The organism is Streptomyces sp. NPDC048192, from assembly GCF_043202415.1.
Classification (GTDB): Bacteria; Actinomycetota; Actinomycetes; order Streptomycetales; family Streptomycetaceae; genus Streptomyces.
In genome coordinates this window covers 193,087-205,225 of sequence record NZ_JBIDAL010000017.1, presented here as the reverse complement: position 1 = coordinate 205,225, position 12,139 = coordinate 193,087, and the positions used below count along the sequence as shown (strand labels likewise).

8 protein-coding genes and 1 pseudogene are annotated in these 12,139 nt (G+C 69.6%); 1 reads left to right on the top strand and 8 read right to left on the bottom strand.

Translation table 11 applies throughout. From position 1 onward, the window contains the following. Positions 1 to 146 precede the first annotated feature (146 nt). The 7 genes from ACGFZN_RS31985 to ACGFZN_RS31955 all read right to left on the bottom strand — a co-directional run bounded on the left by ACGFZN_RS31985 (position 147) and on the right by ACGFZN_RS31955 (position 9,761). Entirely contained in the window at positions 147 to 1,886 is a 1,740-nt protein-coding gene (locus ACGFZN_RS31985; protein ID WP_393861928.1) for an APC family permease, read from the bottom strand. Positions 1,887 to 2,239: 353 nt separating this feature from the next. Further along, a complete protein-coding gene (locus ACGFZN_RS31980) occupies positions 2,240 to 3,898 on the bottom strand; it encodes a hypothetical protein (RefSeq protein ID WP_393861927.1) in 1,659 nt (552 codons plus the stop codon). A 316-nt stretch (positions 3,899 to 4,214) separates the two neighbouring features. After that, positions 4,215 to 5,336: an alpha/beta hydrolase gene (locus tag ACGFZN_RS31975; protein WP_393861926.1), complete on the bottom strand. Its 1,122-nt coding sequence runs from the start codon at positions 5,334 to 5,336 to the stop codon at positions 4,215 to 4,217. Positions 5,337 to 5,490: 154 nt separating this feature from the next. Further along, positions 5,491 to 6,366, bottom strand: a complete 876-nt coding sequence (locus tag ACGFZN_RS31970; RefSeq protein WP_393861925.1) for a polysaccharide deacetylase family protein — start codon at positions 6,364 to 6,366, stop codon at positions 5,491 to 5,493. 229 nt (positions 6,367 to 6,595) lie between these two features. Next, positions 6,596 to 6,883 (bottom strand): hypothetical protein, encoded by a 288-nt coding sequence (locus tag ACGFZN_RS31965; protein ID WP_393861924.1) that lies wholly within the window; start codon positions 6,881 to 6,883, stop codon positions 6,596 to 6,598. Between the two features lie 557 nt (positions 6,884 to 7,440). Further along, entirely contained in the window at positions 7,441 to 8,280 is an 840-nt protein-coding gene (locus ACGFZN_RS31960; protein WP_393861923.1) for a polysaccharide deacetylase family protein, read from the bottom strand. Between the two features lie 1,046 nt (positions 8,281 to 9,326). Further along, complete coding sequence (locus ACGFZN_RS31955) at positions 9,327 to 9,761, bottom strand: hypothetical protein (protein ID WP_393861922.1); 435 nt, start codon at positions 9,759 to 9,761, stop codon at positions 9,327 to 9,329. A 476-nt stretch (positions 9,762 to 10,237) separates the two neighbouring features. Here ACGFZN_RS31955 and ACGFZN_RS31950 point away from each other — a divergent pair, with 476 nt between their 5' ends. Beyond that, positions 10,238 to 11,401: a metallophosphoesterase family protein gene (locus ACGFZN_RS31950; protein WP_393861921.1), complete on the top strand. Its 1,164-nt coding sequence runs from the start codon at positions 10,238 to 10,240 to the stop codon at positions 11,399 to 11,401. A 102-nt stretch (positions 11,402 to 11,503) separates the two neighbouring features. Here the strand turns inward: ACGFZN_RS31950 and ACGFZN_RS31945 are convergent. Next, positions 11,504 to 11,623, bottom strand: a pseudogene (locus ACGFZN_RS31945) (DUF5701 family protein); the annotation flags it as partial. Between the last annotated feature and the right edge of the window lie 516 nt (positions 11,624 to 12,139).

Genomic DNA, 12,139 nt, shown 5'->3' with positions numbered 1-12,139 from the left:
CACGATGATCCCGCCAGCGACCACCCCGCTTCGGCGTGCGGTCCGGGAGTAACGGCTCGATCCGCGCCCACTGCGCATCTGTTAACGGCACACCCCGACCAACGACCGACTGATCCAAACGAAACTGCCTAGCTCTGAGTGTGACGTTACGGCTGCGGCTCCCGGGACCGCCCCTGCTCCCGCTCGCGGAGCTGCGAGGTCGGTGGCGGCAGCAGCGGCTCCACGCGCCCGATATGACGTTTCGAGGCCCACACCATGCCGCAGAACGTAGCCAGGGCCATGGCCCCCACACCCCCGCCCCACAGATAGAACGCGAGATGGTGGGGAGTACCGGGCTTCGGGTTGCCGAGCAGGGTACACATCAGCAGCAGTGCCAGCATGCCGAGAAGGTATGCCCCAGCTTGAGCGGCCGGGTCGGAGCCGAGCCGGCGAAAGCGCGTCACATGCTCCCGGGCGTCGTAGAACCGTCCCAGCGTGGGGAACTGCCGTGCCAGGACCGGCAATCCGAGCAGCAGCAGGCAGCCGGCGGCGAGCACGGCCATCCCGTGCCAGAGGTCTGTCCAGCCGGCTCCGTAAAGGATCAACGCGATGAGGACGAAGCTGATCCAGGCCGCGTGCCGGCGGACCCGATTGCGGCTCGGTGAGACCGCCGGCAGCTTGTCGCGCAAGGAGACCAGGGCTACGCCGGGAACGGCGTACACGACGAGGGTCAGCACCCCGTCGGCCGCGACCAGGCTGTGCCATCGCCCGCCCATCGCGAGCAGCGCGACCACCCCGACGACGAAGTCCACCGCCAGCACCAGCCAGTAGACGTCCCTGCCGCGCAGGGTGGTCGTACGCATCGTCTGCAGGCCCCGGTGGGTGAGATGGGCGCGGCTGAGCGTGGCGACCTCGCGGGTCAGGGCATGGGTGAAGACCAGCCCGGCGCCCATGGGAGAGAGCACCGAGTTGATCCGCAGGCACCACCCGAGCCAGGCCATCGACGAGGCGAAGGCGAACTGGGTGTAGGGGGAGTCCGGACGACCCGGATCCCACTGCCCGTGACGAGAGTTGAAGACGATCTGGAGGAGGATGTAGAGGACGGTTGTGCCGACGATCGTGCCGTAGACCGCCCAACGCAGCCGGGCGGACTCGGTCAGCCGACCCTCGGCCTTGACGTTTCCGGCGAAGTCCAGTGGGCCCTGGAACCCCACATAGGCGTAGATCACCCCGCTGTCCACCACGGCGGCCAGGACCGCGCCGAACCCCCCGGCGCCTGCGGACCCGTGCTCGGCCTCGCCCCCGGCTCCGTGAGGGTGATCGAATCCCGACAAGACGAACAGGACGATGGTGAGCAGCGGGACCATGACCTTCACCACGGTCAGCCAGGAGTTGCCGATCCGCACCAGCCGCGGGACCAGCAGATTGGTCGCCGAGATCACCGCCATCAATACCAGCGTGCAGACCCAGCCCCAGGCGGTCAGGGTGGTCCCGGGACCGATCAAGGACGTGTGCAGCTCGGAGGAGAGGCCCTTGGTCATGGCCATGGACTCGCTGGCGGTGTTGATCGCGTAGAAGATCCACAGCCCCGCCGCGGCCACGATCGCCACCAGCGGCCCACTGCTCTGCAGCGGAAGGAAGATGAGCCCTCCGGTTTTCGGGGCTGCCGTCCCCAACTCCACCATGACACCGGCCACGACCAGCATCACCAGCCCGCCGATCAGCCAGGCCCACGGAGCATAGGCACCGGCCTTGTCGTAGGCGTCGACGGCGCCCAACAGCCAACCGGAGCCGATCGATCCTCCGGCGGCCAGCCCGAAGAGCTGGAACAGCGAGAGCCGGCGCCCTTCGTCGGAGGGTATGGACTCCTTCGACCGGCCGCTGGTGGGCCGCACCTGCAAGGCCATCCTGCTCTCCCCCGAGTAGCGTCCGCTGATGGTTGGCACCTGGTGTGACGACAGGTTACAACTCGCAGTTGGCTTTGTCTGATGCTTCGTCAGCGCACTGGCGGCCCATGTGGTGTTCCAGGTTGCGTGTGAGAGGTGGTGTTCTGACTCCTGCCTCATCGGGGCGTGTCGGCCGGCGTCCACCCACACATCGTGGCGTCCGGTTCTCCGGCGCCGCGCCGACCCTGGGGCGGCGCGGCGCCTCGTCGTCACCGCCGCAGCCGGGAGTGGCGTGGGCAGCGGCGGCCCCGTCTCAGGGCCAGGCGAAGATCAGCTGTCACAGCCCGCAGCTACGTCCATGCCACACCCCGGGGTCATCGGGCTGTCGGGGAGCCGTAGCGGTGGCCTTGAGGCTGCTGGGTCGTCGGGGCCGGGGTGGCGGAGCCGCTCGTCGGCGAGGCGGCCGGGGTGGTGGCGGTCGGACCTGCGCCCCTGCCGGCCGACGGGGTGCTCGGCGACGCGGGCGGTGTGCTCGGCGACGTGGACGGGGATGTGCTGGTCGTCGGAGCGGCCGAGGGTGATGTCCGGCCGGGCACGGTCAACGCCGCGTCGGTGACCATGCCGTCCGCGTTCGTGGTGAGGACGACGGGGTCGGCGGCGCCGAGGAGATGATCACAGCCCAGGTTGGTGAACGTCTGATTGGCCCGTGCCGCGAGGAAACCGAAGAGGTTCGGCGCCATGGCCGGGTCCGGCGAGGGCGCCTTCTCGAAGAGCGCCTTGTCCTTGAAGACGCGCTGGATGCCGGCCGGATCACGGAAGAGGGTGGTGCAGAAGGCCGCTCCGTCACCATCGGCTCCGGCACGGACCGCGGGCATGTCGACTCCGGTGCGGTACGCGTTGGTCTTCGCGACGCTGTCACGGCCGTCGACGAGCGTCATCGGGTCGTTCCGCGGGACCAGCGCGATCGGTGCTTTCTGGTGTGCCGCGGCGGACAGTTCGTCCAGCGCGAGGGCGGGGGTGGCCCGGCCGTCGCCCGACTGGTCGGGCGCGGTGAACGGCTTGCAGCCAAGGGCGGGGTCCATGAACTGGGTCAGCAACAGGTTGTCGCTGCCGTTGGCCAGGTCCCTGGGGGCGCGCTTGGTCGCCGACCCGGCCCTGCCGTTGTGCCGGTGATGTCGGTCGCCGCGGTTGGTCAGCCGTGCGGCCTTCTTGAGCGCGGCCCTGCTCGCGGCGTTGTTCTGCGCGGTACGGCCGTGCGCGTCGGCGAGGTAGTGGGTCACCACGTTGTCGCTTCCGTCCTGGTCCACCACGGAGAAGTCCCGCGTGGTCGGGCAGGGCAGGCCGTCCTTGGCCTTCCCGAGCGCCGGAACCCTGAGGTGCCCCTTGGCGATCTGGGCGTTGGCGGCCCGGAAGAAGGCCGACGCATTGCAGTACGCGAACTGGCCGAAGACCGAACCCGGCAGGCCGTTGACACACTGACCCCGGGATGGAGCGGCCCGACGGCCACTTGCCCGCAAGGTCAGGTCGGCGCCGTTGAAACCGAACCAGATGCCCACCGTCGAGCCGCGCGGGACGGAGGGCCGGACGGTGGGCGCGGCCGGTCTCGTCCCCTTGTCGATCACCAACGGGTTGTAGACGGTCAGCCTGCCGTTCGGGGTGATGATCGCTGCTTCCACGAACGCCGACTGGTCGGGGTTGGCCTCATGACAGGGGCCCTGTGCCGGATCGGTCGCGACGAGTCTGTACGGCGTGGCCAGGCCGCGGGCGGTGAGCGGATTGTCCGGCACCAGCAGCGTGCAGCTGGGGTCTGGTTTGCCGCCCGCCGCGTCGGGTCGCGCGGTCTGGTTCCCCTGCGGGCGGTGCTGGGCACGGACATCCGCCGCGAACACCGACCCCGCGACGACGGCGAGAATCACGGGGCCGCCGATCAGCGCGAGTGACATCTTCGACAGCTTCCGGTGCCGGGCGTGCTCCCGCCGCGCAGTACGCGACGACTGTGTCAGGTCCTTGCGGGCCACTGCGGTGCTCCTCACTGTGCGTCCTTCCGTGGGGAGTCGCCCACGGTCGCGCGGGCGCACGACGGTCGTGACAGTGCGGACCCTTCTGGGCGCGGCGGAGGGACAGAGGACCGGATCGCCCCGCACAACGGATCCAATCGCGGTACGTGCCGCGCGCACGGGCGGTTCAACGGCCGCGCCGGTCATTGCCGAACCTTGAACGAACGGGAGACTGAGTCCATGGCGGCGCTGACGAGAGGTCAGCTGGATGGGATACCGCCTGCGTCCGGAGAGATCTCCGCCGTCGGCATGCGGCTTCCCGACCTACCGCGGGGCAGTCGGCGCCGATGGCTCAGTGCGCCACCAGTCGCTCGCTCATCCACTGCAGCATCGGTGGGATCTCCCGCCGCCAGGTGTTGAAGTTGTGCCCGCCGCTCGGGAGGATGATCGACGAAATCCTGGTCACGTTCGTGTCCTGCACACTCTTGATGAACTTGAGCGCGTCCTTGTAGTTGTGCTCGCCCACCCGGCTGCTGGTGACGAGCAGCGACGTCTCGGGCGCGGTCAGATGCTTGATCGCCCAGAAGAGGTCGGCGCGATTCTGCAGGTTCTTGTCCCCGTGGAAGAGGTCGCCGGTGGTGGGGTCGAGCGGCGCCTTGTAGTACGGCGACAGGCCGGCCGCGGCGGCGTACGAGGCCGGGTGGTGCATGGCGACCTTGAGCGCGCAGTAGCCGCCGGTCGAGTCGCCGACGATGCCCCAGCTGGCGGGCGTCTTGTCCACTCTGTACTGGGCCATCACCGCATCGCGCAGATCCTTCGCGAAGAAGGTCTCGGTCTGCGGGCCACCGGGAACGTCGACGCACTCGGTGTCCCGCGGCGGCGCCACGGTCGGGCGCAGCATCACCAGGATCATCGGCTGCATCTTCCCGGCCTTGGCCAGTTGCAGGGCGGTACTCGGGTAGTGCAGCTTGTTCACGAGCGCCTCGGCCGTGCCGGGATAACCGGTGAGGACCACGGACACCGGGAACTTGCGTGCGCCGTTCTTCGGCTGGAAGTACTCCGGGGGCAGGTACACGTACGCCGGTGCGGCAAGGTGGGTCGTCCGGCCGATGATGTCGACCTTCTGCACCTGCCCGGCCACCTGCGGCAGTGTGCTGCTCGCACCGATGACCTTGGACGTGGAGACCACATGGAGGGGGCTGTTGCCGCCCGCTGTGTGGTCGACGACCACTCCCTGGCCGTTCTCCTGGCCGAACAGGTCGGCCCAGCTGGCGTAGAAACCGAAGGCCTGGTTCACGGCGAGGCCCACCGAGGCGAAGAGCGCCAGCTGGGTGGTGAGCAGCAGGCAGGCCCGCCCGCTGACGGTCCGCCAGTCCTGCCGGGCCAGGCGAGGCCACAGCCAGACCGTGCCGAGGAACAGTACGACGGCGAGGACGATCGCCAGCATCAGTACTTTGTTGCTCGTGAGTCCCATGGGCTGTTTCCTGCCTGCGCTTTCCGCCCGGCACCCGCCCGCGCTTCCGTGCGAGGGCCTGTCCGGGGCTTTCCTTGGTCTTCGACCCGGGATTCCCGTGGGGAGTCTCTCCCCGGGACACCGTGCGAGAGGGCGTGACGTCGCCGGGGTCGGTTCAGTGTCCGGCCGGCGGTTGGATGTAGTCCTCCAGGCGCGCCACCGCGTAGCCCTGTTCCCGAACGCGCTTGAGCAGATTCGCGAACATCTCCGTCATGGTGGCGCCCTTCAGCTCCGCCGGGCCGCGGAAATGGGCGAGGATGATGTCGCCGGGACGCAGCTTCTTGTCGGGTTCCTGGTATTGGATATTGCGCACCTGCATGGTCTCGCGCCACCAGACGATCGCTCGGGGCCCGCACGCTCCCACGGCGATCCTGGTGTTGTTGTTGTACGCGCCGTAGGGCGGCCGGAAGAGGAGCGGCGCGGTGCCGTACTGCTGCGTGAGGATCTTCTGGTCGCCGCACACCTCCTTCTTCTGGCGGGCCAGTGGGAGGGTGTTCATCGCGGGATGGTGCAGGGTGTGGTTCTGAATGTGGTTGCCCATCGCCTGCAGCGGCTTGAAGTACCCGTAGTCCGACTTGATGGCGTCGTTCATCAGGAACATCGTGATCGGGACCTTCAGGTCCCGCATCATCTCGATGAACCTGGGGTCCTTCTCCAGTCCGTCGTCGACGGTGATGAAGACGACCTTCTGGGATGTCGGTACGTGACTGAAGACCGGAACCGGGCCGGTCGCGGACAGTTTGATGGGCTTGTCCGCCGGGGGTTCGGGAGCCGCGGGCAGCGGTATCAGGCCCCACTTGTGCCAGGCGGCAGTTTCGGCCGCACCGTGCGACGCGGTCCCGGGCCTGCCGCCGGAGGTGGCGGACGCCGACGAGGTCGCCGCAGGACCCGTCGCGCTGCCACCGCTCGCACCGCAGCCGCCTACCAACAGGGCCAGAAGCCCGCTGGCCAGCGGGGCGTAGATCCTGACGCCTACGTTGCGTCGCTTCACCGTACCGGTCTCCTGACTGCAAAGCCGACCCTGACTCTGCTGGGAACCTAGCCGCGGTATGAAAGGCGAAGTTCAGCGCCATGAAAGGCAAAGTTCAACGGAAGGTGAGAATGGGACCGAGACCGGCATCCCCCGGCACCACGCGGGCCACCACGGCGAGGCGCACGGCAGAAGGCGTCCGGTGCGGCGCCCGAAGGAGCCACGCAGCATCGCCTGACCGCCAGGCCAGCTACCTCTCCTCGCAGGAGGCGTCGAAGGCGACCGTCAGACCCGCAAGGGCGCGGTCGCCGGGGCCGAGTGGCCGGTCGCGGAGGAACATTCCGGCCTCCGCGTCGACGAAGGGCGCCGCGGAGTGGTGGGTGACGGCCACCGCCTTGGGCGCGTGGTCGAGCCGGACGTGGAGATGATCCAGGCGCCGTCCGAGGGAGCGGGTGCGGAGCCCGTGGCCGCTCTGGACGGCGGCGCCGGCTCGGCGGGCTGCGGGTGCGGCCGAGCACGTGGCAGACGCCGGCCTCACGGAACACGGTGGCCGCGCGCTCCTCGGGATCGTCGGCGTCGACCGGCACGTAGGCCGCTCCGCAGTGCAGGACCGCGATGATCGACAGGTACAGCTCCGCGGTACCCGACGGCACCGTACGCCCACCCGGTCGCCGGGGCCGATACCCCGCTCGGTGAGACGTCGCGCCCGGGTGCGGGGCTCGGCGCACAACTCCCGGTAGGACAGCGCCTCCGCGCCTGTGTCCAGCGCGGGTGCGTGCGGGTGCAGCGCCGCCGTCGTCTCCAGGACGTCGACCAGGGGGCGGGGCGGCGCGGCCGCCGCGGAGCGGAAAAGGGCCCGGTTTGCCGGGACTTCCGGGGGTGAGGTGAGATGTCGAGCGCGGTCGAGGTCAAGGTCGTGCCTCTGGATGTCCATGTCCGACGGGCCGGTGGGCCCTTTACGCCCTGTCAGGCACCCTCTGCATGCATGACATGTTCACCAACTCGGCGTAATTGATTCACGACCTGCCTGTGGGATGATATTTATGAACCAAATGCCAGGATTCACTCCGCCGTGCGTGGGCCCGCTCGGCCGCCTCACCGCACCGGGAAGCCGAACGCGTAGCCCTGTTCCTTCAGCCGGGGCAGGAGCGCGGCGAGCGCGGCCACCGTCTGCGACCGGTCCCCGCCGCCGTCGTGGAAGAGGATCGTGGGACCGTTGCGCAGTTCCCGCTCCACGGTGTCGACGATCACCCTGACCCCGGGCCGCCGGTAGTCCTCGGTGTCGATGTTCCAGCCGAGCGGGCGCATCCCCAGCGATGCGGCGATCTGGCGGCTGTACGGGGTGAAGGCGCCGCCCGGCGCGCGGTAGTACAGCGGCTTCACCCCGTCGGAGGCGCGCTCGATGATCCGCTCCGCGTCGACGACCTCGCTGTGCTGGTAGGAGGCCGGTTTGCGGTCCATCGCCGTGTCGTGGCGGACGCTGTGGTCGCACAGCCGGTGCCCGTCGGAGACGACCAGCCGCACCACGTCGGGATACCTGGCCGCGTTCGCCCCGGTCATGCAGAAGACCGCCTTGACGCCGTTGTCCCTGAGCACCTTCAGCACGCGCGGCGTCCAGACCGGATCCGGACCGTCGTCGATGGTGATATCGACGGCGTCTGCTCCCTTGTCCGAGGCGTGGGCGATGTCCATGCTCACCACCGGAGCGGGCAGGTGCGGATCCGGCACGGACTTCTGGTCCGCCGGCGGCCGCTCCGAGGTGTAGAGCGGCGGCGACGGCGAGGCGGTCACCGGCCCCCGGTCGCCCGGACGGCCGTCCGTCGTACTGCCCGTGTGACCCCATGTCGGTCCCAGCATCGCGGCGACGACCACCGTGGCGACTCCCGCGAGCACCGCCCGGGTTCCTTTCTGCACCCCGTGCCGCCCCCTGTTCATGTCCTCGGTGTTCCTGCGTTCCTGCGCCCTCGCACGCACCGGGCAAGACGGCCGGTTCCCATCTGCTACCGGTTCGGGACCCTGCAGCAGGCTCCGGCTCGCTGCGGCCCTCAACCGCCGGGCGCCCGGGGTGAGTTCCCGGTCACGAGCATAGCTTTCCACCCTTCGCAAACGTGCAACCGGGGGGAGCCACGCGGTGAACCAGCCGTACGGAAGAGCCGCTCCCGTTCTGCCGGGCGGCGGACTCCGCCCGACCGGCCTCCGGGGCTCCGCCGTACTCGCCCGGTGTCGGGTTCCGGGCGTACCGGCCGTTGCGGCTGGTGTCGATCACGAGGTGGCGCAGCTCGCCGGCCGGCGGGGCGCCCATATGCTGGTCGAACCAGGCGTCGGTCCACCGCCAGGTGGTGGGGTCCGTAGGGGAGACGGCATTGCCGGGGGCGCCGTGGCCGGGACGGCGGAGGAGTAGGACTGGCCGGCGCACCAGTGGGTGTGGGCACGTGCCTGCTCGGCCGTCGCCGTACCGGACCCCGGCGGTCAGCAGTCGCTGGGCGTGTCGTCGGCAGCCTGCCGCTGTACGTTGCCGGCGTCCAGGCAGAACGCGGTGCGGGGCGCAGACCAGGTGCCGGGCCCGGGCCTTCAGAGTGCCTTCAGGGTCTTCCACGGCGTGGGCGAGGTCGGCGATACGGGCGGCCGTGAGCTCGCCTGACGGATCGGTGGCGGGCCCGCGGTCCCTGGGAAGGTCGGCCAAGCCGGCCGAACGCCGGCTGTGCTCGCGTTCACTTGCTCTCTTCCCGAGCCTTCCTGGCACCCGGGTCCGCGGTCGGGGCGTGCAGCGTGGCTGCGTAGCGGTGGACAGCGGTTGCCGCGTGGCCGAGCAGCTCATTGCGGACGAACGAACCGGTCGGCCGGCCAGGGACCGCCGCCCCTGGCGGGGCGGCGGCCGGTTGCGCCTTCCTGACCAGCAGGCGAAGGATGCGCCGGGATGCCTGGGAGCGTTCGGCGTGTGACCGGAACACCTTAGGGGCGGTGGATGTGCTGAGTCGGGGTTACGAGTTGCTGCGGCGGCGGGCAATCAGCATGGTGCCGGCGCCTGCCGCGATCAGAGTGGCGGCTGCACCGCCCATGACCGCTTCCTTCGTGTGGTCGGCACCGGTGTGGGCGAGCTCCGGCTTGCCCGGGTGCTTTTCGTCGCTGTCGCAGCCGTGCTCGTCCGAGTCGTGGTCCTTGCAGCCCTTCTGGTCGGACCCGTGCTCGTCGGACCCGTGCTCGTCCGAGCCCTGCTCGTCGGACCCGTGCTCGTCGGACCCGTGCTCGTCCGAGCCCTGCTCGTCGGACCCGTGCTCCTTGCACCCCTGCTCGTCGGAGCCGTGCTCCTCGCAGTCGCGCTCGTTCGAGCCGCGCCCGTGGTCAGGCGTATGTGCCTGCTGCGGGGTGGCGGGGTGGCCGTCGGCGTAGGCGGTCGTCGCGCCTACCAGCGGCACGGCAAAGAACGCAGCGGCCACGGCTGCTGACGCCACAACAGAACGCCATCGAGACGTCGTCTTCATCGTTTCCACTCTCCTCGGCTTGGGACGCCCGTCTTCGGTGAGGGCAACTCCACCACCTGGATAACGGAGCGAATGGTGATCCAATAGCGCAAATCGCATGATGTCTCGATCCATCGCCCGGACGGGGTAGCGCGCGGGACTCCGCTCCTTCGACCGGCCGCTGCGGGACCGGGGGGCGGTGGTGTCCCGTGGTACTGGTGACGTCGGGCTCCGGAGCAGTGGCGGCGCTGTGGGCGGAAGACCGGCAAAGGGACTTTCCGGGAGGGCGAACCGGATGATCACGCTCCCTCCCGGCTGGCGGCAGGTGAGAGGAAGAGCAGTTCACCGGGCCGTTGGAACGTGTTGGTAGCGGCCGCCGGATCTACTGCTTAACGTGCGCTGATCACTCCTCCAGTTGGAAGGACACGCGCATGAGACGCGCCACCAAGGTCTCCGCCGCAGCTGTCGGCCTGGCCGTCCTCGCGGTCACCGGCACCGCCGTCGCCGCCGCTCACCAGAGCGGCAACGACTGGCCCTACGCACACCACGGCTCGGCGTCGTACACCCTGGCGGCTGTCGGTGACATCGCCTGCGAGCCCGACGACTCCGAAAACGCCGGCACGCCCACGTCGCTCAAGTGCGGCAGCCCGGCTCTGGGCGGTGTGCGCGCCGAGTTCGCCACCGCTAAGCAGGCCACCGACATGCACCCCGACGCCGTGGCGCTGCTGGGCGACGAGCAGTACCAGGTCGGCAAGCTGACCGACTTCGAGCAGTCCTTCGAGCAGGCATGGGGCGGGCTGAAGATGCTCGAGCGTCCGGCGCCTGGCAACCACGAGTACTACTCGTACACCAAGAAGGGCGACAACGAGGCCGCGCAGAACGGGGCCGGCTACTTCGGCTACTTCAACGGCCACGACCAGGCCGGCACACCGAACGCGCAGGGCCAGGCCGGCGACGACACCGCCGACCGGCAGGGGTGGTACTCCTACAACCTCGGCAACTGGCACATCGTCTCGCTCAATGCCGAGTGCAACTCCGACGCGTTCAACCAGGACTGCTCCACCACGGACAACGGCCTCCTCGGTCAGGAGACCCAGTGGCTCTCGCAGGACCTGGCCGCCAACACGCGTCCGTGCACGATCGCGTACTGGCACCAGCCGACGTTCAGCGCCACGACGGCCTCGACTGCCGCGGTTCCGGCGTCCGCGCCGGGCGCCGGCGGCATCGAGGGCGCGGCGGCCGACGCGTGGTGGAAACTCCTCTACCAGCACCACGCCACGCTCGTCCTCAACGGTCACGAGCACGCGTACGCCCGGCTCCGCCCGATGAACCCGGCCGGCCAGTACGACCCGGACCACGGCATCCCGGAGTTCATCGTCGGCTCCGGCGGCGAAGCCCTCGACACCCTCGCCGGCACGCCGGGGAATTACGACAACCCCAACGTGGTCACCGCCCAGGCCGGCGCCTTCGGCGGAATGAAGCTCACTCTCAAGCCCAACGGCTACAGCTGGGACTACAAGCCCGTCCTGCCGGGCCCGGGCTTCGACTCGACAGCTCTGCAGTACCACGACTCCGGCAGCGGCACCTGCAAGTGAGGCTCACCCTCCCTTCACCCGTGGGGGCGTGAACCGGACGTCACTTCAACTGCGAAGCGGTCATCTGGTTGTGCGGCCGCTGCCCCGCCCGGTCAGGCTGCCGCGACCATCGCGCCCGGTACCCTTGCCGACCCATATTGCCGGCGTGTGGGTGTCCAGGACGCCGTTGGCTTTGCGCAGGCGAGAGCCGATGGTCATGAAGCAGTGGTTGCGCCCCAGGATCGGAGCAGCGGCGCCAGGGCGGAGGCGGGGACGTGGCCGGGTGAAGAGCGAGCAGGGTGCCGCCGCCGCCCGTAGTGGCCTCGGCAGCTCCGGCGAAGCTCGTTGAGTCGCTCGGCCTGTGCGCTCAGGGCCCGGAGTGCGGGGGAGAGTCGCCGAGGTGGCATGCGTCCTGCACGCCGGCGGCGCAGCGCATGTCACCCGGCTCACCGGGCAGCGGCAGGACGATCATGCCGGCATGCGTCCTGCACGCCGGCGGCGCAGCGCATGTCACCCGGCTCACCGGGCAGCGGCAGGACGATCATGCCGGTTTCTCAGCCCCTCCGGGGTCGGCCGGCGATGTGGGCGACTGATGAACACGGTTACAGTCCGGAGTGCCTCGAACGCCTACAGTCATCCATCGGTCGAGCCGTCGTCCGCATGCTGCGATAGGCTTGAGCAGAGACGTCTGTGCCCGGTACTCCCTCGCGGCTCGGTCGCCCCGGACGTCGCGGCATGGGTGGACGACGTCTGATCGGT

Excerpts from the sequence above, each read along its gene's own strand:
- ACGFZN_RS31960 (WP_393861923.1), bottom strand. The coding sequence starts at position 8,280 with ATGAACAGGGGGCGGCACGGGGTGCAGAAAGGAACCCGGGCGGTGCTC.
- ACGFZN_RS31985 (WP_393861928.1), bottom strand. The coding sequence starts at position 1,886 with ATGGCCTTGCAGGTGCGGCCCACCAGCGGCCGGTCGAAGGAGTCCATA.
- ACGFZN_RS31975 (WP_393861926.1), bottom strand. The coding sequence starts at position 5,336 with ATGGGACTCACGAGCAACAAAGTACTGATGCTGGCGATCGTCCTCGCC.
- ACGFZN_RS31950 (WP_393861921.1), top strand. The coding sequence starts at position 10,238 with ATGAGACGCGCCACCAAGGTCTCCGCCGCAGCTGTCGGCCTGGCCGTC.